The sequence below is a fragment of the Kallipyga massiliensis ph2 genome (assembly GCF_000311985.1).
GTDB lineage: Bacteria > Bacillota > Clostridia > Tissierellales > Peptoniphilaceae > Kallipyga > Kallipyga massiliensis.
Genome location: NZ_HE978585.1, coordinates 750,032 through 776,948, shown reverse-complemented (window position 1 = coordinate 776,948; position 26,917 = coordinate 750,032). Strand labels below are relative to the sequence as shown.

Annotated in this window: 22 protein-coding genes; 3 read left to right on the top strand and 19 right to left on the bottom strand. The window is 53.7% G+C overall.

All coding sequences use genetic code 11. From position 1 onward, the window contains the following. From HGKM_RS03450 to hpf, 19 genes are all read right to left on the bottom strand, one after another. Nucleotides 1-732, bottom strand: coding sequence for a WecB/TagA/CpsF family glycosyltransferase (locus HGKM_RS03450; RefSeq protein ID WP_019133954.1), 732 nt, complete (start codon nucleotides 730-732; stop codon nucleotides 1-3). Continuing rightward, nucleotides 722-1,795, bottom strand: a complete 1,074-nt coding sequence (locus HGKM_RS03445; protein ID WP_019133953.1) for a glycosyltransferase — start codon at nucleotides 1,793-1,795, stop codon at nucleotides 722-724. The genes HGKM_RS03450 and HGKM_RS03445 overlap by 11 nt, the downstream gene beginning before the upstream one ends. Further along, nucleotides 1,770-3,047 carry an O-antigen ligase family protein gene (locus tag HGKM_RS03440; RefSeq protein WP_019133952.1) on the bottom strand — a complete coding sequence of 426 codons (1,278 nt, stop codon included), beginning with the start codon at nucleotides 3,045-3,047 and terminating at the stop codon, nucleotides 1,770-1,772. Before HGKM_RS03440 ends, HGKM_RS03445 begins: the two co-directional genes overlap by 26 nt. 50 nt (nucleotides 3,048-3,097) lie before the next feature. Further along, nucleotides 3,098-4,192: a non-hydrolyzing UDP-N-acetylglucosamine 2-epimerase gene (wecB, locus tag HGKM_RS03435; RefSeq protein ID WP_019133951.1), complete on the bottom strand. Its 1,095-nt coding sequence runs from the start codon at nucleotides 4,190-4,192 to the stop codon at nucleotides 3,098-3,100. A gap of 12 nt (nucleotides 4,193-4,204) precedes the next feature. Beyond that, nucleotides 4,205-5,413 carry a nucleotide sugar dehydrogenase gene (locus HGKM_RS03430; RefSeq protein WP_019133950.1) on the bottom strand — a complete coding sequence of 403 codons (1,209 nt, stop codon included), beginning with the start codon at nucleotides 5,411-5,413 and terminating at the stop codon, nucleotides 4,205-4,207. A gap of 12 nt (nucleotides 5,414-5,425) precedes the next feature. Further along, nucleotides 5,426-6,058 carry a YveK family protein gene (locus tag HGKM_RS03425; RefSeq protein ID WP_081585109.1) on the bottom strand — a complete coding sequence of 211 codons (633 nt, stop codon included), beginning with the start codon at nucleotides 6,056-6,058 and terminating at the stop codon, nucleotides 5,426-5,428. Nucleotides 6,059-6,295: 237 nt separating this feature from the next. Next, the gene (locus tag HGKM_RS03420) at nucleotides 6,296-7,645 is read right to left on the bottom strand and encodes an acetyl-CoA hydrolase/transferase family protein (RefSeq protein ID WP_019133948.1); all 1,350 of its coding nucleotides are present in this window, start codon (nucleotides 7,643-7,645) and stop codon (nucleotides 6,296-6,298) included. Between the two features lie 163 nt (nucleotides 7,646-7,808). Further along, nucleotides 7,809-8,240: a PaaI family thioesterase gene (locus HGKM_RS03415; protein ID WP_019133946.1), complete on the bottom strand. Its 432-nt coding sequence runs from the start codon at nucleotides 8,238-8,240 to the stop codon at nucleotides 7,809-7,811. A gap of 123 nt (nucleotides 8,241-8,363) precedes the next feature. Continuing rightward, entirely contained in the window at nucleotides 8,364-9,230 is an 867-nt protein-coding gene (locus tag HGKM_RS03410) for a purine-nucleoside phosphorylase (RefSeq protein WP_019133945.1), read from the bottom strand. Next, the gene (locus tag HGKM_RS03405; RefSeq protein WP_019133944.1) at nucleotides 9,214-10,230 is read right to left on the bottom strand and encodes an ATP-binding cassette domain-containing protein; all 1,017 of its coding nucleotides are present in this window, start codon (nucleotides 10,228-10,230) and stop codon (nucleotides 9,214-9,216) included. Before HGKM_RS03405 ends, HGKM_RS03410 begins: the two co-directional genes overlap by 17 nt. Beyond that, on the bottom strand, nucleotides 10,208-11,290 hold the full coding sequence (locus HGKM_RS03400; RefSeq protein WP_425357650.1) for an ABC transporter ATP-binding protein: 1,083 nt from the start codon (nucleotides 11,288-11,290) through the stop codon (nucleotides 10,208-10,210). The genes HGKM_RS03405 and HGKM_RS03400 overlap by 23 nt, the downstream gene beginning before the upstream one ends. Before the next feature lie 16 nt (nucleotides 11,291-11,306). After that, entirely contained in the window at nucleotides 11,307-12,386 is a 1,080-nt protein-coding gene (gene oppC, locus HGKM_RS03395; RefSeq protein ID WP_019133942.1) for an oligopeptide ABC transporter permease OppC, read from the bottom strand. A 2-nt stretch (nucleotides 12,387-12,388) separates the two neighbouring features. Beyond that, nucleotides 12,389-13,870: an ABC transporter permease gene (locus HGKM_RS03390; protein WP_019133941.1), complete on the bottom strand. Its 1,482-nt coding sequence runs from the start codon at nucleotides 13,868-13,870 to the stop codon at nucleotides 12,389-12,391. 100 nt (nucleotides 13,871-13,970) lie between these two features. Continuing rightward, nucleotides 13,971-15,989, bottom strand: coding sequence for an ABC transporter substrate-binding protein (locus tag HGKM_RS03385; protein ID WP_019133940.1), 2,019 nt, complete (start codon nucleotides 15,987-15,989; stop codon nucleotides 13,971-13,973). 163 nt (nucleotides 15,990-16,152) lie between these two features. After that, nucleotides 16,153-16,713: a thioredoxin family protein gene (locus HGKM_RS03380; protein WP_019133939.1), complete on the bottom strand. Its 561-nt coding sequence runs from the start codon at nucleotides 16,711-16,713 to the stop codon at nucleotides 16,153-16,155. Beyond that, nucleotides 16,700-18,451, bottom strand: a complete 1,752-nt coding sequence (locus HGKM_RS03375; protein ID WP_034578931.1) for a proline--tRNA ligase — start codon at nucleotides 18,449-18,451, stop codon at nucleotides 16,700-16,702. The genes HGKM_RS03380 and HGKM_RS03375 overlap by 14 nt, the downstream gene beginning before the upstream one ends. A 2-nt stretch (nucleotides 18,452-18,453) precedes the next feature. Next, nucleotides 18,454-19,567, bottom strand: a protein-coding gene (gene prfB, locus HGKM_RS03370; RefSeq protein ID WP_154645910.1) for a peptide chain release factor 2 whose coding sequence is annotated in 2 segments (ribosomal slippage) — nucleotides 18,454-19,494 and nucleotides 19,496-19,567 — 1,113 coding nt in all. Because the reading frame shifts where the segments join, the coding sequence is not laid out codon by codon here. Nucleotides 19,568-19,578: 11 nt separating this feature from the next. Beyond that, nucleotides 19,579-22,410: a preprotein translocase subunit SecA gene (gene secA, locus HGKM_RS03365; protein WP_019133936.1), complete on the bottom strand. Its 2,832-nt coding sequence runs from the start codon at nucleotides 22,408-22,410 to the stop codon at nucleotides 19,579-19,581. Between the two features lie 224 nt (nucleotides 22,411-22,634). After that, nucleotides 22,635-23,201, bottom strand: coding sequence for a ribosome hibernation-promoting factor, HPF/YfiA family (hpf, locus tag HGKM_RS03360; RefSeq protein ID WP_019133935.1), 567 nt, complete (start codon nucleotides 23,199-23,201; stop codon nucleotides 22,635-22,637). A 688-nt stretch (nucleotides 23,202-23,889) separates the two neighbouring features. Here hpf and HGKM_RS03350 point away from each other — a divergent pair. The 3 genes from HGKM_RS03350 (at nucleotide 23,890) to HGKM_RS03340 (ending at nucleotide 26,159) form a co-directional block, all read left to right on the top strand. After that, nucleotides 23,890-24,183, top strand: coding sequence for a glutaredoxin family protein (locus HGKM_RS03350; RefSeq protein WP_019133933.1), 294 nt, complete (start codon nucleotides 23,890-23,892; stop codon nucleotides 24,181-24,183). A gap of 100 nt (nucleotides 24,184-24,283) precedes the next feature. Then, nucleotides 24,284-25,216 carry a radical SAM protein gene (locus tag HGKM_RS03345; RefSeq protein ID WP_034579476.1) on the top strand — a complete coding sequence of 311 codons (933 nt, stop codon included), beginning with the start codon at nucleotides 24,284-24,286 and terminating at the stop codon, nucleotides 25,214-25,216. 4 nt (nucleotides 25,217-25,220) lie between these two features. Then, nucleotides 25,221-26,159, top strand: a complete 939-nt coding sequence (locus HGKM_RS03340) for a pyridoxamine kinase (RefSeq protein WP_019133931.1) — start codon at nucleotides 25,221-25,223, stop codon at nucleotides 26,157-26,159. The last annotated feature ends 758 nt before the right edge of the window (nucleotides 26,160-26,917 follow it).

Sequence of the window (26,917 nt, the reverse complement as noted above, 5' to 3'; positions counted from 1 at the left end):
TCAAGCCTTTTTATTTTTTCTTGCCGCCTGGCGAACCATGGCCATAAAGTCCAAAAGTTTGACATTCCTTTTTATTCGCGAGGGCTGGCGGATCATCCGGTAGAGCCACTCCAGTCGGAGCTTTCGGAAGATCTTGGGAGCACGAGCGACAGCACCGGCAAAGACATCAAAGCTTCCCCCTACCCCCTGGAGGATCTTCACCCCTTCCAGGCGGCCCCTGTACCGGCTCATCCAAACCTCCTGCTTGGGCGAACCCAAGGCGACAAGGAGGATTTGGGCCCCACTTTGGTTGATGGCCCGGATGATCTTCTCATTATCCTTTTCATAGCCATTCATCCGGCCGGCAATGACCGGTCCATACTTTTCCTTCAGCTTCTCTTCCGCCCCCTTAACTACCTCTTCCTTTGCCCCGTACAAGAAAACGGAATAGTGGTTTTCACCGGCTAGTCGACAGAGGTCCTGGGCCAGGTCCACCCCCGTGATGGTTTGTCTGATCCCCCCGCCCAGCTTCTTCGACGCATAAACAATGCCGTTTCCGTCCGGGATGAGGTAGTCCGCCTCATGAAGCATTTCCTTGACCAAAAGATTTTCCTCTGCAGTAACAATCTTTTCCGGGTTGATGGCAAAGACCGTTTTCTGGTTGCCCGCCCTGAGGTCCTCGAGGACCTGGTGGAGAAAGGCCTCCTTGTCAGAGGCCACGACATCATATCCAAGAACTTTTTCAATCTTCATGCTTTTCTTCTCCAAAGAGGAGCTGGTCTATCCCCTCCTCACATGACTTGACATAATTTTCCATCTGCCAGTCCTTCTTCGGCTTCTTCTTCAAACGGGAAAGGAGACCGGGTATATGATCAACCCCCTCCACCCGGTACATATAACCCGACAGGTGGGGTGGGACAATAATGTCCAGTCCGAGGGTTTGGGCCTCCAGGACAGAGAGGCCCTGGCCTTCATACAGGGACTCGCTGATATAATAGTCCATTTCTTTCATATAGGGATAGGGATTGGACTTCCTCCCTTCCAGGCTAACCAGGTCCTCCAATTGATTTTCCTTGACATAGGCCCGGATGGATTCCTCCTCCGGTCCGTCCCCCAGGATGTAAAATCTTAACCCGGGATTTTCCCGGTAGGCCTCAGCCATGATCTTGACGGTGGAGAGGACATTTTTCTCAAAAGAGAGGCGGGAAACGGTGATGAGGTTGATCCGCTGAGGATCCGGGGAGAAATCTGTGGGCTCCTGGGCCTTTTCCCGGATCTCCTGAATGGGCAGGAGGTTTCCGATAAGATGAGATTTTTGCTTGGTCCCCAAAATCTCTTCATAACTCTCCCCCACCTTTTCCGTGACAAAAACTACTTCGTCAAAAAGAGAGTATTTTTTCTTGGTCATGGAGAAAAGGAAGGCAAATTTCTTGTTGAACTTCAGCCTCATCTTTATGTCGCTATGGATATAGATGACCTTCCTGTTCGCCCGGCAGAGGAGACAGGCGGCCGATGCTGAAGTATTAAATCCGGAATAATCGATGGCCAAGTCATAGGTGGCGTCTAAAGCTGGCCGGATGGCCCTGCGGAAGGAGGGGCTGGCCATGGTCCAAGAAAAGGGGATGTCGTTGAATAGGCGACTGGCGGATAGGTAGTGGACGTGGATTCCCTCCGGCGTATCGAAATGCCTTTGCCGGGAAAAGAGAAAGAGGTCAACATCCACCCTATCCATCCGAGACAGGTGGTCTAAAAAATGGACCAGGGACTTTTGGATCCCTCCCGTCTTTAAGTCAGTTTGAAAGATGGCAATTTTCATGAATACTTCCTTCGCTGGAAAGGGTCTCCTGCCTTCCTAAGTAGAGGATCACGAGGAGACCGAAAAACACGGATACCGTGCTGGAATAGAGGACATGGCCCAGGAAGATGCTATAAAAAGCCATGAAGATGAAGGATACTTTATAGTCCAACTTTCTGGGCCCCCTGAGTTTTCCCTGCTTGTAGATGGAAAGATAGTAGAGGACGAGAAAGCCGGTTGCCAGGATCCCATACCAAAAGAGGCTGTCAAAAAGGTCCATTTCGATCAGGGAGAAGGGGTTGGTGTCAATTGATCCCACCGGTATTTTCCAATATTGGCCGATACCAAAGAGGAAATAGAAGATAAAGTCTTTCAAGTCTTCGTACCAATAGGAGATGGACGGCCCAATCCTCAGATTTCTTCCTGAGAGGAGGAAGGCCAGAAAGCCATTCTGGCTGGCCATGCGTTTTTGCAAGTTGTCCAGGATACGGACAAAGACCGCCATCAGCTGTTCACTTAAAACATAAAAAGCCAGGACGGAAAAAATAGCCAGGAAAATCACCCACTTGAACCGTCGGGCATTGATGGTTCTGAGTCGCATCAGACTGAACAAGGGCATGAGGAGGATGACCATAAAACCGGTTTTCCCCCCTAATAGGATATGGCTCATGATGAGCATGATGAGCCTTAACCCGTTCTGCCAAGTGTAATGCTTATGCTCAACCAAGTCCACATAAATTAGGATGTATAAAAAACTGAAAATGACACTTAAATCATTCCCGGCAAAATAGAATCCCGTATACCCGCTCCCGTAATACTGGGTGAAGCCCAATTTCAAAAGACGGGGAAGAAGGAGGGAAAGGGGGTAAATCCAGGTAAAGGCATCCATGGCACGGGTCGTGGCCCGAAAGACCGGCCCTTCCCATTCATCCCCGGTCCGGTAGAATTCGATCATGAGGATGGGGATAAAGAGCTTGATTAGGTTGATATACTCGTTCGGGACTCCCTTTGGAGAGCCATGCCAGAGGGCCTGAAGAAGAGGAAGGAGGAGGAAGTAGCCGCCGACGAGCAGGAGGACGGGAGAAATCCTCTCTCTTAAAAGGACTTGAAAGACCAGGAAGAAAAACAAAAGGAGGCGGTGGGCCTGGGTGATATAGGTCAAGAGCCCGGAAGACCCCCGGTTAAGGGCAAAACCCGTGACCATGTCAACAAAGGGAATGGCGAGGAGAAAATAATAAATTAGCTTTTCGTACCGGGTATCCGTTATCCTCATGCAATCGACTCCTCTAAACCGCCCTCCCCCACCTGTAGATCGGTCAGGGTTTACAGCTTTTCTAAGATATCCGCAATCCGTTTACTGGCCAGGCCGTCTCCGTAGGGATTGGCTGCCTTGCTCATCTTGTCGTATTCTTCCTTGTTCTCAATGAGGAGGGAGAAATTTTTATAGATGGTCTCCTCATCGCTCCCTACCAGGCGAAGGGTGCCGGCTTCGATCCCCTCCGGCCTTTCGGTCGTATCCCGCATAACCAGGACGGGGACCCCTAGGCTGGGAGCTTCTTCTTGAATTCCCCCACTATCCGTTAAAATGAGATAGGAGTGGGCCTGGAAGTTATGGAAGTCCAAAACTTCCAAGGGTTCGATGATCCGGATCCGGTCGCTATCCCCCAAAACCTCTTCCGCCACCTGGCGAACCTTGGGGTTCTTGTGGATGGGGTAGATGGCCTTGATATCGTCGTGCTCATCAAAGACCCGCTTGATGGCCCGGAACATATGCCGCATGGGCTCTCCCAGGTTTTCCCGACGATGGGCCGTGATTAAGATCAACTTGTCCTGGCCCACCCAGTCAAGAAGGTCATGGTGGTAGTCGGGCTTGACCGTGGTTTTCAAGGCATCGATGACGGTATTTCCCGTCAGGTAAATGAATGCCGGGTCTTTCCCTTCTTTAAGAAGGTTATTCTTAGCCCGCTCAGTGGGGGCGAAATTGTAGTCGGCGATAATCCCCACCGCCTGGCGGTTAAATTCCTCAGGATAGGGGGAATACTTATCATAGGTCCGGAGTCCGGCTTCCACATGGCCCACGGGGATCTGGAGGAAGAAACAGGCCAGGGCCGTGGCAAAGGTGGTGGAGGTGTCGCCATGGACAAGGACAATGTCGGGCTTGACCTCCAGGAGAAGGTCCCGGATCCCCGCCAGGATATTGTTGGTAATATCAAAGAGGGTTTGGTCCTTCTTCATAATCTTCATATTGTAGTCCGCTTGGATGTGGAAGGCCGACATGACCTGGTCCAGCATTTCGGCATGCTGGCCCGTTAAGGTAACCACCGCCTCCAGGTCCTTCCTGGACTGGATTTCTTTGATTAGGGGACACATTTTGATGGCTTCCGGTCTGGTGCCAAAAACAAGCATGATTTTTTTCAAAGCATTCCCCCTTTAAAGTTTATAGATTCCCTCTCCTTGTGGAAAAATATTTTTGGTATCCAGGATGAGTTTACCCTCCAGGTCCTCCATCCTTTCCTTCAAGTGGTCGTGGCTGAGCATGACAACAACCAACTTGACCTTATCCAAAAACGCCTCAAAAGAATGGTCCTGGTTAGCCACCAGGTCCTTTTCAATATAAGGGTCATAGACCCGGGCCCCCACCAGGTAGTTTAAGAGCTGAAGGGTTGGGCTGTTCCGGGTGTCATCCACATTTTCCTTATAGGATAAGCCATAAATGCCCACCTGAGACAGGTCATCCAGGCCATTTTCGGCCATGATTTCATGGATCCGGTGGAGGACATAGATGGGCATCGAATCATTGACCTGGCGGGCAGTCCCCACCAGCTGGGTCAGGTCGGGATAATCCCCCACCAGGAACCAGGGGTCCACCGAGATGCAGTGGCCACCCACGCCCGGACCCGGTTGAAGGATGTTGACCCGGGGGTGCATGTTGGCAATCCGAATGATTTCATAGACATCCATCCCGTCTTCCCGGCAGATTTTTGCCAGCTCGTTGGCAAAAGCAATATTGATGTCCCGGAAGGTGTTCTCCACCACCTTGGACATTTCTGCCGTCTTAATGTCCGTAACGACAATCTCCCCCTGGCAGAAGCTCTGGTAGAGTTTTTTCACCTGGTCACCGATTTCCGGGGATTCCGCCCCGATGGTCCGTGAATTATGTCTCAGCTCATGGATCATGTTGCCGGGAAGGATTCTTTCCGGCGCATGAACCAGGTGGACATCCTGGCCAAGCTGGAAGCCCTTCTCCTCAAAGATGGGCCGGATATACTTGTGGAGGGTGCCCGGAGAAACCGTCGATTCGATAATAATAATGGCCCCTTTTTTGCAAATATCCAGGCAGGCCTTGGTGGCTTCGATCACATAGGTGGGGTCCACCCGCTTATTCTTTTCATCATAGGGGGTGGGGACAGAAATGATATAGCAATCCGCCTCCTGGTAGTCGGTCGAAAAACGGATTCCCTTCTGAACGGCTTCGTCGAAGAGGTCATCCATGCCTTTTTCCGAAAAAGTAGTATGACCCCCCTGGAGCTTTTCAATCTTCTTCTTATCCAGGTCCGTGCCTACGACCTCCTGGCCGGATTGAGCAAACATGAGGGCTGTTGGTAAGCCGATATAACCTTGTCCAATCACATTAATCATTTCCACTCTCCTTTAGCGCTCTTTGTTTCCCTTTTTAATATCCGACCGAAAAATAACCCTGAGGAAGCTGATAAAGATACCAAGGACAAAGGCAACGAGGGCCACCTTGATGGCCTTCACCGGCTTGGATCCTCCTACGGCAATTTCGGGGAGGTTAGGTTGGTCAACCACTCTCACTTCTTCGACATCCAAAATCTTGGTCAGTTCTTCCGGAGCAAGTTTGAAAATAAGCTCGGCTATTTTCTGCGACTCTTCCGCCCGGTTGGTGACCACGTCCACCCCAATAATCTCACTGTTTTTCAGGGAATAGACTTTAACATCCTTTTGGAATTGATCATAGGGAAGCTCGATACCCAGGTCCTTTTCCACCCGGTTGCAAACCGAACGAGACATGAGGACCTGCTCATAAGTTGAAGCCAGCCGCTGGTTGATCAGGGGGTCTGTTACATTGAGGTCAGCCCCCTGGATGTTGATCCTGGGACGGATGACCATCAAACTCCCCGTAGACTTAAAATGTTCATTTTCTCCAATTGAAAAATAACCAAACGCAGCAAAAGCACAAAGTAGGGTAAATATGCCTATTTTTACAAGGTCTTTTTTTACGCCGAAGAAGATCTCCTTCAAACTGATTTCTCTTTCTCCCATAGTCCTCCCCCTGAAAATTTTATCCTCATGATTATCGGTCAAAAATCGGTATGAATGATGTTGACCGCTAAATATTTGGGCCGGTTATTCCTTTCAGCCGTGCCGGTTTGCGGTCCAACAAGACTGTTAAATTCTATCAAAGAAGTTCCTCATTGGCTAGCAAATCCCGGGCGAATAGAAAAAAAGCCCCTGCATTCCGGAAGGCTATTCTCTCCTGGAATACAAGGGCCGAATCCACTAGCGCTTATTGGACTTTCTCCAAATGCCCATTTCCTGGGCCTGGGCAATCAAGCCATCCCGCATCTCCGGATGGGCGATGGAAATCAGCCCTTCCGCCCTCTGCCAGAGGGACTTGCCCATGAGGTTGACGGACCCGTACTCGGTCGCAATGTAGTGGGCGGTGTGGCGGGGGTCCGTGATGGCGGTTCCCTCTTTCATGGTGGGGAGAATATTTGAGACCTTCTCTCCCTTGGCATTCTCAAAGGTGGAGGCCAGGGCGATGATGGACTTCCCGCCCTCGGAGAGGTAGGCGCCCAGGACAAAGTCCAGCTGTCCACCGGTTCCGGAGATCTGGCGGTTGCCCACGGATTCTCCGTTGATCTGGCCAAAGAGGTCAACGTTGATGCAGTTGTTGATGGAGATGAAGTTGTCCATCTGTCCGCAGACATAGGGGTCATTGACATAGTCCACCGGGGCGGCGATAACGGACCGGTTGTTGTCCAGGTAGTCGTAGAGTTCGGCCGTCCCCATGGTAAAGGCAAACATCTGCTTGCCCGGGTGGAGCTCATTGTAGCGACCGGTGAGCTTGCCGGCCTTGGCCATCTTCATCATGGAGTCCACATACATCTCCGTGTGGATGGACAGGTCCTTAATATCGGATTCAGCGATCATGGCGCCAACGGCGTTGGGCATGCCCCCGATTCCCAGCTGGAGGGTGGCCCCGTCAACGACATAGGGAAGGACATTTTCCGCAATTTTTTTATCCAGCTCGGAGGGCTGGGCGTCGGGAATGGTGTCCATGGGTTCAGAGGATTCAACGATGGCGTCGACCTGGGAAACATGGAGGACATCCCCGAAGGCCCCGGGAACCTGGGGCATGTTCTCATTCACTTCCACGACAATTTTCTTGGCCCGCTTGATGGTCTCCCAAGTGGAAGCGATGCAGGGCCCCAGGTTGAAGTAGCCGTGCTTGTCCATGGACCCCACCTGGAGGAAGAGGACATCTACGCTTTCAATATCTCCCTTGCGGAAGTAGAGGGGGAGCTGGGCGAACCGCATGGGGGCAAAGTAGACACTCCCCCGCTTGGCATTCTTCCGGTCCGTTCCGGAATAGTACCAGGAATTCCAGGTGAAGACGTCCCGGCCCACCCGGTCGTTGGCGTCCAGGATGGCCAGGGGGTGGTAGAGGAGGTAGCCGCGAACGTTGACATTCTCCAGTTCCTCTGCCCGGTCGGCCAGGGCCCGGTCCAGCTTCTTCGGAATGGAGAGGGCGTGACCATAATCCAGCCAATTCCCGGATTGGACGATCTTTACCGCCTCCTCAGGCGTCGTCAGCTTGTCTTGGTAAATGGATTGAAAGTTACTCATGCAAGGGTCCCCTTTCTGAATAGGAAATGGATAGAGAAGGTTTTCCCTCCTCCTTTAAAGTGAACCGGGCCGCCCGGGCCCGGACTGATCGATAGGCATAGTTCGCATTAGCCGCATCTATAGCCATTATAAAGCTCTTGTGGATATTATTCCAGCGGATTCCTTAGTCGGATAGGAGGTAGAAGGACCCGCTGGCATAGCCCACCAGGCGTCCTTCCACGGTCAGCCGGCAAGTAGAGGTCAGGATCCGTCCCCCCTCCCGGAGAGCATGGGCGGTGGCCACCAGCTTGTCTCCCGCCTTGGCCTTGCCCAAAAACCGGTAGTTGATGTCCGTGGTCACATAGGACCGGTTATCCTCCCGGTTGCTGAAGCAGGTCCCCATGGCCGTATCCGCCAGGGCCATGACCAGGCCCCCATGGGCAATCCCTCCCCCGTTTAAAAATTCTTCTTTCACGATGCAGGAGAGGATGGCGAAATCTTCCTCCCGCTTTTCGACTTGGATACCGAGAAGTTCTCGGAAGGGCGAGTGATATTCAATGGGGCCTCGGTCCTCTTCCTTCTTCTCCTCATTCAGCTTCCGGTCCTTTAGGGCCATGGTCCCTCCTCCCTTCTATCCCCACATAATCATCAAGAACAGTTTTCTTATACCCAGTCCGGGAGAAAAAAAGCAAGCCCTCATTCGACCCTTTTGGGCCGGAGTGAGTGCTTGCTTCAAGTCTTACTTTTGGGATGGAAGCTTGCGAATAAAGAAACGGATCATGGCCTGGAAGGCCAGGGCTTGCCGTCTTCCCTCTTCAATCACTTCTTCCTCGGTTAATGGAGACCCGGACAGGCCGGCCGCCATATTGGAGGCAAAGGAGACGCCACAGGTCTTTAGGCCCATGTGGTTGGCCGCTGTCGCTTCGATAACGGTGGACATTCCCACCATATCAGCCCCCAGGGTTCGGGCCATCCGAATTTCCGCCGGCGTTTCATAGGCCGGCCCGGTGAACTGGACGTAGACCCCTCGGTGGACACGGCAGCCGGCTTCCTTCCCTGCCTCCTCCATCAGGTCCTGGAGACCCTCGTCATAGACCCGGGTCATGTCGGGGAAGCGACGGCCCAGTTCTTCAAGGTTGGGGCCTAACAAGGGAGAGGGGACAAAGGAAGAGATGTGGTCCCGGAGGATGCAGAAGTCTCCTACCCGGAAGTCCGGGTTGCAGGCCCCTGCCGCATTGGTCAGGACCAGGGTCTCAATCCCCAAAAGGCCCATGAGGCGGATGGGAAGGACACAGTCCGTGACATCATAGCCCTCATAGAGGTGGACCCGGCCCTGCATGAGGACCAGGGGGATGCCCTCCAGCCTGCCGAAGATGAAGCGTCCGACATGACCCGGGGCTGTTGAAACCGGGAATCCCTCAATATCCTTATAGTCGACGATGAGGGGGTCCTCCACCGCATCAGCCAGGGCCCCCAGGCCTGACCCCAGGACCAGGCCCATCCGGGGCCGAACTTGGGCGGGGTCAGAAACCTGGCCCTTGGTCAGAGAAAGGACCCGGTCCAGACAGGCGTCCAGCTTGTCCCGGACCTTATTGCCGGTTCCCATCGAGTTCCGCTTTTTGCTGTTTCAAACGCTTGTATTCGCCCTGGAAGTAGTTGACCTGGTCATCGGACATGTAGACCAGGTGTCCCGGGGCCACCTCACGGAGGGTGTGGAGGCCTTCATCCGTCTCATACTTGCTCTCGTCATAGACGATAAGGGCCTTCTTCTTCTCAATCCGGGGATCCGGAATCGGAACGGATTGGAGGAGGGACCGGGTGTAGGGGTGGACCGGGTAGGCAAAGAGCTCATTGGTCTCGGCCAACTCGACGATCCGGCCGTGGTGGATAACGGCAATCCGGTCGGAGAAATAGCGAACGACCGAAAGGTCATGGGCGATGAAGAGGTAGGTGATCCCCTGCTCCCTCTGGAACTTGTTCATGAGGTTCAGAACCTGGGCACGGATGGAGACGTCCAGGGCGGAGATGGGCTCATCGGCGATGATAAACTCCGGATCCATAACGATGGACCGGGCAATCCCGATACGCTGGCGCTGGCCACCCGAAAACTCATGGGGATAACGAGACTTGTGTTCAGGCAATAGGCCGACCGAGCGAAGGGCCTCGGCTACCTTTTCCGCTCTCTCCTCCCGCGACTTGTAGAGGTGGAAGTTATCCAGCCCCTCGGCCACGATGTAGTCGATGGTGGCCCGCTCGTTCAGGGAGGCCGCCGGATCCTGGAAGATCATCTGGATTTCACGGATGACCTCCCGGCGGACATCCTTGGGCAGGCGTTCGTTGATCTTCCGCCCCTTGTAAATAATATCGCCTTCGGAGGTCTCGTTCAGGCCGATGATGGCCCGACCGATGGTGGTCTTTCCTGAGCCGGATTCGCCGACCAGGGAGAAGGTCTCCCCCTTGTGGATCTGGAAGTTGACGTTGGAAACCGCCTTAAAGGGGGTCTTCCCATTATAGAAGGTCACGGCAAGGTCTTTCACGTCCAGGAGGACCTCGCCAGTCTCGACAGGCTCGAAGATCTCTTTTTTATTCGTCTTTGTCTCTGTCACTGTAGATTCCTCCCTTCGATGTAAGTGCTTTCATCTTCTCGTGCAGGTCTTGGATCATGACCGGCTTCTCGACTTTCGGTGCCCGGGGATCCTCCAGCCAAGTCTTGGCAAAGTGGGTATCCGAGATCTTGAACATGGGCGGCTCCTGCTGGAAGTCGATAGCCAGGGAATACTGGTTCCGGGGGGCAAAGGCATCGCCGACCACCTTCTTGAAAAGGGAGGGCGGGGTCCCCGGTATGGCAAAGAGGTCCTCTTCCTTATCGCCCAGCTGAGGTAGCGCGGAGAGAAGGCCCCAGGTGTAGGGGTGGCGAGGGTCATAGAAGACATCTTCGATGGTCCCGTATTCGATAATCTGGCCGGCATACATGACGGCGACCAGGTCCGCCACCTTGGCGACAACGCCCAGGTCATGGGTGATATAGATGGTTGTAAAGTTGAATTCGTGGGAGAGTTCTTTGATCAGCTCAATAATCTGAGCCTGGATGGTCACGTCCAAGGCGGTCGTCGGCTCATCGCAAATCAGGACCCTGGGCTGGCAAGCCAGGGCGATGGCGATGACAATCCGCTGACGCATACCACCGGAGAACATGAAGGGGTACTCGTCATAACGCCGGTCCGCATCATCGATCCCGACGCGGGACATAAGGTCAACGGCAATTTTTCGGGCTTCCTTCTTGTCCTTTTTCTGGTGCTTGATGATGACTTCAGAAATCTGGTAGCCTACAGTCCGGACGGGGTCCAGGGAGGTCATGGGGTCCTGGAAGACCATGGCGATCTTGCTGCCCCGGATCTTCTCCCATTCGCTGTCCTTGGTCAGTTTGGAGATGTCCCGTCCCTCGAACCAGACTTCCCCATTGGAGATCCGACCGTTGGAGTCCAGCATCCCGGTGAAGGTCTTGGTAAAGACCGACTTTCCGGAACCGGATTCGCCAACAATGGCTACCACCTGGCCTTCTTCGAAGTCCATGGAGATGTTCCGGATGGCCGTGAGTTCTTTATCGCGAACCTTGAATTTAACTTCCAGGTTTTTGACCGAAATAATTGGATCTTTCACATTCATTTCCATAGTCGCCTCCTTACAGCATGTGGTTGCGCGGATCCGCGGCATCTGCCAGGGTCTGGCCAACCAGATAGGTGGTAATGGAAATCAGGGCGGTCAGTCCCAGGGGGATCAGGAAGAGGTGGGGAGCGGAGGTCATATAGCTCACGTTCTTCTGAACAATACGTCCCAAGGATGCTGTCTCCTCCGAAAGGCCGGTTCCCAAGAAGGAAAGGAAAACTTCCGTGGAGATAAAGGCCGGGATGGACCTGGAGATGGAGGTGACGATGACGGAAACCAGGTAGGGCAGAACGTTGTGAACGATCATCTTGGGCATGGGAGAACCGAGGGTTCTGGAAGCCAAGTTATATTCACGATCACGGATGATCATGACCTGGACCCGGTAGAAGTAGGCCTCCCCCACCCAGGTCGTCACAGTCATGGCAAAGATCAGCTGGGCAACACCTGAACCCAAAGCATAGGAGAGGACCATGACAATGAGGATGAAGGGGATGTTGGAGATGATGTTATAAACCTCGATCATGACCATATCCACCCGTTTGGAAAAGCCCCACCAGGTTCCGACCACCAGGCCGATAAAGGTAACAATCAGGGTGGCGATAATGGAGATAGAGAGAGAGGTTCTTGCTCCTGCCCAGACCTGGTTAAAAAGGTCAATCCCTTTATCGTTCGTCCCAAAGGGGTGTTCCGCTGATGGAGGGAGGAACCACTGGGACTTATCGTTAATGTTGGTGGCGTCCATGTTGGAGAAACCGGAAATCATGGGCTGGATGAAGGACATGAGAAGGATCAGGGCCAGGATAATCAACATGGTGATGGCCACCTTGGAGGAGAAGAACTTCTTAAAGACGGACCCCCAGTAGGAGTACTCAGGGGCGGCAATCTTCTCCGAGACCTTCTCATCAACCCGGTAGAAGGAAAAGGGATCTACCTGATCAACTTCTTCAAGCCCGCTGTGGGTCTCCTCGGCAGAAGGGGGTTGGACAATTTTCTCTTCGCTCGCCTTTTCAAAGGACTGAGCCGATTTTTCATCCTCAGCAAGGACTTCAGCAATCTCATCCCGAAGGTTGGGACTTTTCTTGTTTTGATCGGTCATCCTTACTCTCCCTTCTTCAAGTTCAAAGAAATCCGAGGATCAACGATGGTCATCAAGATATCGCCCAGGAAAACGGAGAAAATAGCCAAAGCCGAGAAGATAAAGGTCAAAGTGATGACCATATTGTTGTTCATGGCTTTAATGGAATCCGGCAGCATCTTACCCATGCCCGGGATAGCGAAGACCGCTTCCGTCAAGACCGCACCGGAAATAGCCAGGATAATCGAGGCAGGAATTCCGTTGACGATGGGGATGATGGCGTTCTTGAAGATGTGACGGGAAGAAATCTCCTGACGGGACAGGCCTTTGGCCTTGCAGAATTTAACGTAGTCCGCCGTTTCCTGGTCGACCATGTAGCGCCGGACCCAGAGCATGAGGGAGGGCGTGGAAAGAAGACCCAGGATCAAAATCGGAAGGACATAGGACAAGGGGTTCCCAAAACCCAGGTGGGGAAACTTGTCCGGGAGGCCGAAAGAGACGCCGATATATTTGACAAAGAAAATAAAGGCCAAAGAAGGGATGGCAATCAAGACATTAATATAGACGATGCCGATCTTATCAATGAGCTTATCCTTGTTCCGGGCCATGGAAATCGCAAAGGGCATAGCGAAGAGGTAAGTCAGAATCAGCGAACTCACACCAAAAATATAAGAGGTAGAGATCATCGAAGGGTTCTGATGAACCGTTTGTCCGTTCGCATAGTGGTCGGTATAGCGCTTCTGATCCAAATGATCCAGTTCAGATTTATAGCTTAAGGTGAATTGGTTAACTGGACTTTTCAGCACCTCTCCGGTTGGAAAAGTTTGTTCGGTAGCCTTGAGCTGACCTTGACCCTCACTAATAACTTCCAGAGTAGGAATGCCCTGGTTGGTCGGGTAGGAGTTCCCGAAAAAGAGTTTAATCGCATTTTGATGGATGAAAGGGAAGCGTCCGTTGAAATAGAGCTGATACTTATATTTACATCCTGAGCATTTGATGGCCGGAGCACCATTGGGACCGGTGCCAAAAGAGTAACCCCGTTCCAGGTCCGGATTATTCGGATCCTGAATCCGGTTGGGACCGTCAATTTGAACCATCTGGGATAAGTAATTCCAGACCAGGCGGAAAACACCATACTCCTTGGTTGCATAGACGGCTCCATAGCCTTCCCCGGACTCCGTCATATGCTGAACCTTATAACCATCTTTTTCGAATTCTTCGATCACTCTTTTTTGTTCGTCGGAACCATTTTCTGTGCAACCGGATCCGCCCTCTTTCAGCGCACACATTTCCGGAATGGTGACATAGTCTAGGTAACCCAGGGACTCCATGGTGGCTAGCTTATAGGCGATTTTTGGATTGCCTTTAAGCTTTTTATAGGCATCATCCTGAAGGAAGATTTTGGATACCGGGACGAGCTTATAGAGAATGCCCACAACAATGCATACGACGATCAAAAGAGAGATTATTGACTTTATCAATCGGTTGATGATATATCGAGTCATTTTGTCTCCTTACACTTTCCAGCAACGATTGAATTGAGGGGGTTGAGATGCACTCAACCCCCTCAATCATAGTTCCACTATCGGCATCGAGTTTCCAGAATTATTTTCCGAAATTCTTCTGCCATTCTTCGTAGGCTTTGTCGTATTCTTCCGTCGTGATGATTTTATCGGAAATCTGGAGGCCCTTATATTTAGAATCGGCCAAACCATAAGAGGCATAGGCTCTGGTGAAGGGGACGTACTTGGAAACCACATCACCACGTGCCTTCATCCCGGTGGGGATATAGAGACATTTTTCGATTAAGAAAGCGTCAGCTTTAGCAAAAGCCTTATAGCGGGCGTCCATATCATCAGTAATCTTGTCAGCATCGCGGTAGAGCTTTTCATAGTCCATAAAGCCCAACTGCTTCTTCAGATCTTCGTTAACGATGACCTCTTTACCATCTTTGGTCTTTTCCATGTTGCCAAGACCGGTGGCCATCATATAGTAGCCGGTGGTTGGGGAATAGATATCAACGAAGGATTTGGGGTCGTTGTAGTCAGGAGACCAACCGGTAAAGGTGGAAATATCATAGTCCATGGCCTTAGGATCGGATTCCTTGTAAGCAATATTGACGACGGTGTCCTCGGATCTCATGACGAGCTCAATGATAATGTTGCCTTCGGTGTTCTCTTCAATGGACTTCTTCATGGATTGGGCCTTCTTGACCAGACGATCGGAGGTCTCAATGACCAGCATATCCAGGTGGATCGGGAAGACGACGCCATCTTTCTTCGCTGCTTCGATGAATTCCATGGCTTCTTCTTTGCTGAAGAAAGGCGTCTGCCCATCATTCAAGTCGCGTTTTTCGCCGGTTGCTTCGTTATAAGCATCGGTGACAACCTGAGGATACATGGTTCCATCGGACAGGGTGCCGACATCAGGAGCGTTGTTGATGTTACGCTGAGATGCTTTTGCCAAATCAACAGGGTTGTCGACAGACTGGTCAGCGACAACGTCGTAGGCAGCACGGAGGGCCTTACGGAAGTTCTCGTTTAAGATGGCCTCGTGGGTGTTCTTTCTCAGCGTCTCGTCAGTCGCATAGTTGGTTTCATTGAAAGTCTGACGGTCAAAGTTGAAGACAACGCCAAATGCTGTTCCGTTGGGGAGGGTGTAGTGGGTCTTTCCCTCATATTTCTTTACATAGTCTTCATAGTCAGCCCAGCCTGGATTTAAAGCAGCCTGGCTGTAAACGCCGTTTTCAAAGCCCTTGATTGTGGAATAGTTGTCGGATCCATCATCATAGACTTCAGTGATCTTAGAGACGTGTACATTGTTAGCATCCCAGTAAGCCGTGTTCTTGGTCATAACGCGCTGGGATTTAGCGGTGTTTTCAGTGAGAATGTAAGCACCATTGTAAAGGATGGAGTCCATCTTTGCGGCACCAAAGTCGCACTTATCTTTGTTGGGAGCACCCAGTTTGCAGCCATCGCCGGAGCTTTCGAGGAAAGCCTTGTTGATTGGATATAGTACAGAATAGGTGGTCATGGAATCGAAGTAGGGAGTAGGCTGCTCCAAGGTGAATTCCAATGTGGTATCATCAACGGCCTTTACGCCGACCTTATCCCAGGCTTCATCGGAGAAGTCGGAAGCGAGATATTCATCATATCCCTTTAAAACACCCTGTAAGAGATAAACGGCCTCAGAGTTGAATTCAGCACCATGACGAACGCCGGTGACAAAGTCTTCTGCTTTAACAGTGTCGTAAGTTTCACCGGTATGGGTGACCCACTGAACATCAGGACGAATTTTGAAAGTCCAAACCGTCTTATCATCATTCGGCTTCCAGGATTCCGCAATAGAGGGAACGAGTTTCCCGGTAGGAGAATTATCAAGAAGTCCATCGACTAAGTTTGCATTGATCCGGTGGTCGGTTTCCTTGGCGGTTGTTACATAGTCCATGTTCGCCAAGTCTGTTCCATAAGTAATGGTCAATTCTTTCTCAGGAATGTTTTCAGCAGGTTGTGAACTGCTTTCTCCCTGAGATTCTCCGGACTTGCTCTCTCCGCCACCGTTGTTTCCACAAGCGGTGAGGGTCAAAGCAAGCGCTAATGACAGTGCCAGCAATTTCTTTTTCATTTTTCCCTCCTTCACGATTCAATCGTGTAGTAATTTTGATTCAGTATAGCACAACGAGGCGATTTTTCAAGGAATGAGAGAAATTTATAATGATAATAAAAAAGTCGCTTGCATAATTATTATACAAGTGACCGTATTTTTCCAGTTTTTTTCCGGATATTCACTAATTATTCAGCAAGCTTTCAACTTTTCTTTGGATATCCTCCTTGGTGAAGGGCTGGGTAAAGTGGTTGGTGTCGTAAGCAAGGACCTTTCCCTCTTTGACCACTAAGATCGCCGGAATATATTCAACCTGAATTCCTTCCGCAAAGCGGTCGAATTCCTCCCCTTGGGCTTCCGCGTCCATGTAATACAGGGTCCAGCCCTCTTTCTTGGCGACTTCGTCAAGTAAGGGAATAAATTTCCGACAATAGGGGCAATAAGTGGCTCCCATGTAAATCAGGCGGTCCTCTTTCTTATCCCGGGCTTCCTCCACCTGGTTGATAGTGATGGCGGGATAGGTCTTGACCAGTTCATTGTAGGCTGCCTTCTCCGCCTTCTCTTCCTCGCTGTCTTCCTCCGATGAGGATTCCTCCGCCGAGGAGGAGGCTTCCACCGGCTCCGCTTGGCTGACAGGCTGACTTTCCGAGCTTTGGGATTCCTGGGCCGGCTTCTTCTCTCCACAGGCGGTCAGGCCCAGGGCCAAAACAAGGGCCACTAACAGGATTTTTTTATTTGCTTTCATGGGACAGGTCTCCTCTCGCACTCTTTTCCCAAAGGTCTCCGCAAAGGTCCAGGACCCGGTCCATGGCTTGTCCGCTGGTCAAATCTTCGTTGACCATCTCCTTGCGGGTGGAATATTCCACCAAGTCTTCCCCGGCCTTCTTTCCTACGGTAATCCGGAGGGGGATCCCAATCAGGTCCCGGTCGTTGAACTTGACTCCGGCCCGCTCATCCCGGTCATCCAAAAGGACTTCAACCCCCTTGTTCATGAGGTCGGCATAGATTTTTTCCGCCAGGTCCACCTGGACTTTGTCCTTCATGTTCATGATGGAGATGATGACCTGGTAGGGGGCGGTCAGGAGGGGCCAAATGATTCCCTTGTCATCGTGGTTCTGCTCCACGAGGGCGGAGATAGACCGAGTAACCCCGATTCCATAGGACCCCATGATGATGGGTTGGGACTTCCCATTCTCATCCAGGAAGCTGGCCCCCATGGATTCGGAATACTTGGTCCCCAGCTGGAAGATGTTCCCCACTTCAATCCCTCGGGCAAAGTGTAGGGGGGCGCCGCACTTGGGACACCGGTCCCCTTCTTTGACCATCCGGAGGTCATCCACCACTACCCCATCGAAGTCCCGGCCGAAGTTGACGTTCTTCAAATGGAAGCCCGTTTCGTTGGCCCCGCAGATCAGGTTGGGCCGTTCGGTCACCGTCCGATCGACCAGGACCCGGACCGACTCATCCAAACCGATAGGCCCGGTGAAGCCTGCCTGGGCTCCGGTCAGCTTTTCTATGGTCTCATCGTCCATCATCTCCACTTCATGTTCAGGGATCTGGAGGTAGGCCACCAATTTGGCCATGTTGAGTTCCCTTTCTGCAGGAAGGAAGACCATGACGGGGTCCCCGCCGGCCTTGAGGCAGATGGCCTTGACCATCTTGGCGGCATCCACCCCCAGGAAGTCCACCAGGTCCTCGATGGTTGTTACATGGGGGGTGGAGATCTTCTCTACCTGGCCGGCCTCTTCGGTCGGAGCTTCCTCCCCGGCCATCCCGGCTTTTTCATCCGTGGCCGCATAGTCGCAGTCGGGGCAATAGACAATCACGCCTTCCCCCACTTCGGAGAGAGCGGTGAACTCATGGGAGAGGTTCCCTCCCATGGCCCCGCTGTCACCCAGGACTACCCGGTAGTCCAGACCCAGGCGGTCAAAGACCCGGACGTAGGCATCCCACATGTTTTGATAGGCGACTTCCATGGATTCCCGGTCCACATCAAAGGTGTAGGCATCTTTCATGAGAAATTCCCGAGACCGGTTGATCCCGAAACGGGGCCGCTTCTCATCCCGGTACTTCCACTGGATCTGGTAGAGGTTGAGGGGGAGCTGTTTGTAGGACCGGATTTCTTCCTTGACCAGGTCGGTGAAGGATTCCTCGGCCGTGGGGCCCAGGGAGTATTCCCGCTCGTTCCGGTCCTTGAGTTTGAACATTTCCGGGCCGAAAGTTCTCCACCGTCCCGATGCCTCCCAGATTTCCCGGGGCTGGAGGATGGAGGTCCGGATTTCCTGGGCACCGGCCCGGTCCATTTCCTCCCGGACTACCCGCTCCACCTTCTGAAGGACCCTCTCCCCAAGGGGGAGGTAGGAATAAATGCCCGAAGCCGTCATCCGGATCATTCCGGCCCGGAGGAGGAGGCGGTGGCTGGCAATCTCCGCATCCGCCGGCACCTCCCTCAACGTGGGCATGTAAAATCGTTTCATTCTCATGGCTACACCTCTTCCTGTGCTTTCCAATTTAAATAGGCATCCACAAAATCATCCAGGTCTCCGTCGACCACCCGGTCCACATTCCCCATTTCAAAACCCGTCCGGTGATCCTTGACCATAGTGTAGGGCTGGAAGACATAGGACCGGATCTGGGCCCCCCAGGATATCTGAGTGTACTTGCCCTGGATATCGGCAATCTCTTCCCGGTGCTCCTCTTCCTTAATTTGGACCAGCTTGGCCACCAATTCCTCATAGGCCTTGGCCCGGTTTTGGATCTGGGACCTTTCATTTTGGCAGGTCACCACCACCCCGGTCGGGAGGTGGGTGATCCGGACGGCAGAATCCGTCGTATTGACATGCTGCCCCCCCTTCCCCGAGGACCGGTAGGTGTCGATCTTGAGGTCTTTTTCGTCAATCTCAATCTCCCCCACATCCGGAATTTCCGGATACACATCCACGGAGGCAAAGGAGGTGTGGCGGCGGCCCTGGGAATCAAAGGGAGAAATCCGAACCAGGCGGTGAACGCCTTTTTCCCCCTTGCAGTAGCCGTAGGCATAGGCCCCGGTGACAAAGTAGTCCACCGACTTGATCCCCCCGCCCGTTTCATTGAGGGTCAGGGCCGTCTGTTCGAACTTCCAGCCTCGGGACTCAAACCAGCGCTCATACATCCGCTGGAGGATTTCCGCCCAGTCCGTGGCCTCCGTCCCCCCGGAGCCCGCATGGATAGAGAAGTAGCAGTTATTCCGGTCGTATTTTCCCGACAGGAGGGCGTGGGTCCGGAGGGCGGAGACCTTCTTATTGAGAAGTCGGGCCTCTTCGGACAGGTCCTCCTGGGACTGGAAGAATTCCTCCTCGGAGAGGATCTCCATCATATCCTCCAGGTCCCGGTGGCTTTCCACCAGAACCTCATAGCGGTCGATGGTCGCCTTGTTGGCATCCAGGTCCATCATGACCTTTTTGGCCCGGTCGGGGTCATCCCAAAACCCGGCCTCCATGGTCCTTTTTGTCAGTTGGCGGACGGACTCTTCCAGGCCCTCGATGTCAAAGGGACCCCCTAAGTTCGTCCAAGACCTCCCCCATGGAGGTCAGAAGGCCCATGATTTCGTGGTGGTCCATGGCTTTCCTCCTTATTGGTTCTTTCCGTGACAGTTCTTATACTTCTTTCCCGACCCGCAGGGGCAGGGATCATTCCGACCGATCTTCTTTCCCTTGCGGACAAAGGGCTTGTTTTCCTCTTCCCCGCCATCCCCGGAAATCTCCCGGGTGGGCTTGGCCACCTGGGTCCTCTCCAGGGAAGAGGCCGGAACCACGTGGTAGATCAGGCGGACCGTATCCTCCCGGATGGCCTCATTCATGGCGGCGAACATATCATAGCCTTCATTGCCGTAGGCCCGGACCGGGTCTTCCTGACCATAGGACCGGACGGCGATTTCCTGGCGGAGCTGGTCCATAGCGTCGATGTGGTCCATCCACTTGCTGTCGACCACCTGAAGGAGGACAATCCGTTCCATCTCCCGCATATTCTCTTGACCCAGTTCCTTTTCCTTCTTTTCATAAATATCAAAGGCGATCTCCAGGAGCTTGGCCTTGAATTCTTCCTGGCTCATTCCCCGGATATCCGTTACCGCCAGGATCCCCTGGGGAAGGAAGAGGGTGTTCAAGTAGGTGAAGAGCCCCTCCAGCTCCCAGTTTTCCGAAGGAACATCCGGCGGGCAGAAGGAGTCCACAGCGTCGGAGATGGACCCTTCGATCATGGTCTTGATGTAGTCCTTCATGTTCTCCCCGTCCAGGACCCGCTTTCTTTCTCCATACACGGTCTTCCGCTGGACGTTCATGACGTTGTCGTATTCCAAAACCCGCTTACGGGTGGCGAAGTTGTTGGCCTCTACCCGGGATTGGGCCCTTTCGATGGACTTGGTCAGCATGCCCGCTTCAATGGGCTCATCTTCGGGGAACATGGAGGACTGGGACATATTCCGCATCCGCTCTCCCCCATAGAGGTACATGAGCTTGTCCTCCAGGGAGATGAAGAAGCGGGATTCGCCCGGGTCTCCCTGACGGCCGGCACGGCCACGGAGCTGGTTGTCAATCCGGCGGGACTCATGACGGGAGGTCCCCAGGATATAGAGGCCGCCTGCCTCCCTGACCTTCTCCGCATTTTCCTTGGTTTCCTGACTGAATTTCTCCTTGAGTTGGGAGAAGAGAGTCCGGGCATCCATAATTTCCCGGCCGGTGATGAATTGGACTTCCGCATCCCCTTCCTCTTCCTCGGTAATGACCGTGGACAAGGGGAAGCGGTCCTCCGGCTCCACATGGCGGAAGGAGTCTGCCCATTCGATCAGTTCATCCGAATAGCCCTTGTTGGACATCTCCTTTTTGGCCATCCACTCCGGGTTCCCGCCCAGGACGATATCCGTCCCACGGCCGGCCATGTTGGTGGCAATGGTGACGGTCCCAAAACGTCCCGCCTGGGCCACGATCTCGGCTTCCTGGCGGTGGAACTTGGCGTTCAAGACGCTGTGCTTGATCCCCACCTTTTTCAGAAGGCCGGAAATCAGCTCCGAGGTTTCAATGTCCACCGTACCCACCAGGATGGGCTGGCCAGTCTCATGGACGGCCTTGATCTCCTCCACGATGGCGGCGAACTTCCCCTTCTCATTTTTAAAGATCAGGTCATTTTGGTCCTTCCGGATCATGGGCCGGTTGGTGGGGATTTCGATGACGTCCAGGTGGTAGATTTCCGAAAACTCATCCTTTTCGGTCATGGCCGTCCCGGTCATTCCGGACAGCTTCCCATACATGAGGAAGAAGTTCTGGAAAGTGATGGTGGCCAGGGTCTTGGATTCGGACTTGATGGGGACCCTTTCCTTGGCTTCAATGGCCTGGTGGAGGCCGTCGGAATAGCGACGCCCTTCCATAATCCGGCCGGTGAATTCGTCGACGATCTTCACCTCATCGTCCACGACCACATAGTCGATGTCCCTTTTCATGGTTGTCCGGGCCTTGAGGGCCTGGTTGATGTAGTGCATGAGCTCCATGTGGGAGGGGTCGGAAATGTTGTCCACGTGGAAGAATTTTTCGGCCTTATCATTGCCCTGCTCGGTCAGGTTGGCGGACTTCCTCTTCATATCGACGAGATAGTCCACCTTCTCCAGTTCCGGGGCTCCATCCAGGAGCTGGTCCAGGGGGTTGATGTTGTCCTCATCCGGGTCCATAATCCGGCCTTCCAGGGTTTGGATGAAGGTGTCGGCCCGGGAGTACATCTCGGTCGAGGGATCCCCCTGGCCGGAAATGATCAGCGGGGTACGGGCCTCATCGACCAGGATGGAGTCCACCTCATCGACGATGGCGTAGTGGAGACCCCTTTGGACCAGGCCGCTTTGGTAGATGGCCATGTTGTCTCTCAGGTAGTCGAATCCGAATTGGTTGTTGGTTCCGTAGGTGATGTCGGCATTATAGGCGGCCTGGCGGTCGCTGGTGGACATGTTCTGGAGGATGCAACCCACATGGAGGCCCAGGAATTCGTGGACCTTCCCCATCCACTCGGAGTCACGGGTGGCCAGGTAGTCGTTGACAGTGACAATGTGGACTCCCTTGCCGGCGATAGCGTTGAGGTAGGCCGGCATGGTGGAGACCAGGGTCTTTCCTTCACCGGTCTTCATCTCGGCAATCCGGCCTTGGTGGAGGACGATGCCCCCGATGATCTGGACAGGGTAGGGCTTCATGCCCAAGACCCGCCAGGCGGCCTCCCGGACAACCGCAAAAGCCTCCACCAGGAGGTCATCCAAGGTCTCGCCCTCTTGGTAGCGCTTCTTAAATTCTTCGGTCTTGGCCTGGAGAGCCTGGTCGGACAGGGCCTCCATTTCCTCCTCCAGGTCCAGGACCCGGTTGACCAGCGGTTGGATCCGATCAATTTCCTTTTCACTGAAGGACTTGGTCAAGAAATCAAATAAACCCATTTTCCCTTCTTCCTATCTTATTCAGAGTTTTATCATCAAGCAGGTGACTCCTGAGTGGGGAAAATCTCCCTGCTTGCTCATGAGCCAATTCCAAAATAATCATACAGAACCATTATACACAAAAATTTGTTGGCAATATGGCAAAAAAAGGCCCCGCCACAAGGACGGGACCCGAAAAGACAATTTGGGACAATTTGGAAGGTCATGGAACTCTTCCGGGAGATTTATTTCATAAACCGGCCTTCTTCCGGAGTGATCAAGCCATAGTTCCCGGCCTTTCTCCGGTAGACCACGGAGAGGGTGTCTTCTTCCATATTCAGGAAGAGGAAAAAGTCGTGGCCCAGGAGGTCCATTTGAAGGACCGCTTCTTCCGGGGTCATGGGCTGGACGTCAATTCTCTTCTCCCGGGCGATGTCCGGTACGTCATCAGCAACCGCCTCTTCAGGCAGGTCTTCGATTTGGTCGAAGAGGAAGCCGGTCTTGGTCCCGTCCTTGTGGCGGTTCTTGAGCTTGGTCTTGTACTTCCGGATCTGGGAAACCAGGGCCGAGACACACTGGTCGACACTCTGGAGCATATCAAAGGAGGTTTGGTCGGCCCGGAGGATAGCGTCTGAGCCGGGAACAGGAATGGTTACTTCCACCCTCTTCTCCTGGCTCCCCTCGGTGGACATGGTGACCGTGGCATGGACATCCTCGTCAAAGTACTTGTCCAGTCTTTCCAGTTTTTCAAGGGTCAGGTCCTTAAAGTTGTCACGAATGGAGATATTTTTTCCAACAAAATGAACTTTCATATGGAGCCTCCTTTTATTAATTTACTTTCTCTTTACATACCCCACTCCCTTTTTACAAAACCTATTCATCCATAAGTCTTAGGGATCCTTTGCATAGTTTTTTTGGACAAGGGCCTAAGATGGCCCTTTGAATAAATATATGGAGGGGGAGGGTTTGGGACATTTTGGGAAGCTTGTGGACAAAGCCCTCCTCAAAACCTGTGGATAATGTGGGTAATTTTGAGGATAAGCCGAATTGTAGGCCTCTTTGTCCACATTCTTTCCACAAAACGGTGGATAAGTCCCCTAAGAAATAAGCGGTTGACTTTTTGGACAAATCCGCTACAAGGGGTCAAGCCAAGAATAAATTGTCCATGAGGCTGAAAACTTATCAATTCTCTTGTGGCTCCACCCAAGCGACCAACAAGATCTTGCCCATTGGACAAGAAAATTGAAAAATAATTATGTGAAAAAATCCCGATTCTTTTCATGCCCATCATTTATTTTTCAAAAATGCCCGGAATATGTATTCATGAGGATGGCTGAAAGTGGAGAGGGTGGCTTATAAATATCGACAGGTCGCTGAAGAGATCGGCCCCCTCTTTTAGAGGTGGAGAAAATGGGTAAAATAACTTTAGTAAACTTGACGGCTGGGTTTCGTCCCGGTCGCCCCGTCCATGAGAAGATGGATAAACGGAAAGGAAGACATATGACACAGTATCGTCTCTTTTATAAAGAAACCTGCCCCTTCTGCAAGAAAGTCCGGTCTTTCATCGAGAAAAACCGGATCCAAGGCATCGAAGAAGTTGACATCAAGGCCGACCCGGCTAATGAAGACTACCTGATCAAACAGGGCGGACAGGACATGGTCCCCTGCCTCTTTATTGATGAAAAGCCCATGTATGAGTCCATGGATATTATTGAGTATCTCAAGGAGAACTTTGTCCAGGGCGAGGCCGTCGATCCGGATGATGCGGGAGGAAACACCTGCCCCATCCTCTAATTCGAAGGAAATCGCCCGACGAAAGAGGACCAAGAGATGAGCACAGCTTTTGTGGTCATCTCTTTTTTTACGGCATATGGCTGAAAGAGAGGAGTCAATGGTGAAGGAACGTGAACACGTCTATGGACCTATCCCTTCCCGGCGCTTGGGCCGGTCTTTGGGGGTCAGCCCCATCCCGGGCAAGACCTGCAATTATGCCTGCAACTACTGCATGTTGGGGGCCACCAACCGGATGAGTGGAGACCGGAAGGAGTGGTTCCCCCTGGATGATCTCCTGGCGGAAGTCGACAGCTTCCTGGAGGAAGGGGTGGGCTACGATACGATCACCGTCTGCGGAGAGGGGGAGCCCACCCTCTACTCCCGGCTGGATGACTTGATTGATGGCTTGCACGCTCGCCAGACCAAGCCGGTCGCGGTCATCACCAATTCCGGGAATATGGACCGGCCGGAGGTCCGTCAGGCCCTCATGAAAGCGGACATCGTCCTCCCCTCCTTGGAGGCGGCCGATGAGCCCACCTGGCGGGCCATCCACCGCCCCTCCCCCCACATTTCCTTTCCGGCCATTATCGAGGGGCTCAAGGCTTTTGCCAAAGACTACCAAGGCCAGCTCTGGCTGGAGGTCATGCTCCTGACCGGGATGAACGACAGCCCCGACCAGCTTTCGGCCATCAAGACCCTGGTCGATGCCATCCGGCCTGACCGGGTCTACATCAACACCCCCGTTCGGCCCCCGGCCGACCCCACGGTCAAGGCGCCCGACCACAAGACCGTCCAAAGGGCCGCCGACCTCCTTGGGGGGACCGCCCTGGACTATCTGACCGACCAGGACTTCGACAGTGCGGAGGAGGACCCCCTCCAGGCGGTCCTAACCATCTGCAAGCGCCACCCCATGAACCGCTTCGAGCTGGTCCACTTCCTGGAGGAGCGCGGAGTGAAGGATACGGAGGCCTTCATTCGGACCCTCAAGGCCGAGGACGGTCTGGACACCGTGACCTATTGCGGAATCGAAAGCTATCGGAATACGAGGAGCTAATATTATGCCAAGATTAAAACGCTGCTGCGCCATCCACGACCTGTCCGGCTTCGGCCGGGTCTCCCTCACGGTGGTCATCCCCACCCTCTCCGCCATGGGGATCCAGGTCGTCCCCGCCCCCACGGCCGTCCTCTCCACCCACACCGGAGGAGCCTTCCCGGGCTACTCCTTCTATGACCTCACCGACTCCATGGAAGCCAGCTTCCGGCATTGGAAAGAGCTCCATCTGGAGTTCGACGCCATCTACAGCGGCTTCCTGGGCTCCCCCCGCCAATGCGACCTGGTGGGCGACCTGATCCGGAACTTCCAGCGAGAGGACAGCCTGGTCATGGTCGACCCCGTCATGGGGGACCGGGGCGACTTCTACGCCTCCATTTCTCCTGCCATGGCGGGCGAAATGCGGAAGCTGGTAGCCCAGGCCGATGTCATCACTCCCAACCTGACCGAGCTCTTCCTCCTCCTCGACCGGCCCTACAATCCCGAAATCGGCCCCGAAGCCTTCCGAGACCTCCTGGAAGAGCTGGCCGATATGGGTCCCCAAGAAATCGTCGTCACCTCATGCCCCGGGGACCAAGAGGGCCAAATCGCCTGCCGACTCTATGACCGCGGCAAAATCACCAGCCTGAGCCAGGACTACTTCGATGTCCAATACCAGGGAACCGGGGACCTCTACTCCACCATCCTCCTGGGCCTCCTGATGACAGGCTCCTCCTTTGACAGGGCCTGCAAGCTGGCCGCCACCGAAGTCCTCCGCCTCATGAAAGGCAGCGTGGCCTACGGCGAGCCCTACACCGACGGGGTCTTCCTGGAGGCCTTCCTCCCGGAACTGGGCCAACTGGTCGACCGGGACCAAACCCTGACCCCCGGCTACCGGGAAGGGCGGGAAAGCCTCCGGGAAGTCCCCGCCCCCGGCAAGGACTTCCTGGGAAATCCGGGCAAGTGATGGGAGGCGCCGCGGGCGCTGGTGGGACTGGGGGCCGTGGCGCTGGGATGCCGGCCCCCCTTTCCGCCGAAATCCCTATTCCGGGGGGCATGGCGGAGCCCCCCTTTCTACCGAAATCCTCATTCCGGGGGGCATGGCGGAGCCCCCCTTTCTGCTAAAATCCTCATTCCGGGGGGCCAAGGTGAGCCCCCCCTTTCCGCTGAAATCCTCATTCCGGGGGGCATGGCGGAGCCCCCCTTTCTGCCAAAATCCTCATTCCGGGGGGCTTGCATGAGCCCCCCTTTCTGCCGAAACCCTCGTTCCGGGGGGCCAAGGTAAGCCCCCCTTTCTGCCGAAATCCTCATTCCGGGGGGCCAAGGTGAGCCCCCCTTTCCGCTGAAATCCCCATTCCGGGGGGGCCTGGCGGAGCCCCCCTTTCTGCCAAAATCCTCGTTCCGGGGGGCCAAGGTAAGCCCCCCTTTCTGCTGAAATCCCCATTCCGGGGGGCCTGGCGGAGCCCCCCTTTCTGCCAAAATCCTCGTTCCGGGGGGCCAAGGTAAGCCCCCCTTTCTGCCAAAATCCTCGTTCCGGGGGGCCAAGGCGAGCCCCCCTTTCTGCCAAAATCCTCATTCCGGGGGGAGTCGCTTGTCCCTCTTATCTGCCAAAATCCTTGCTTAAGGGGGAATCGATACTCCCCCCAGTCACCTGAAATCGCCATTCTAGGGGGAATCACCACTCCCCCAGCCGCTTGAAATCGCCATTCTAGGGGGAATCACCAC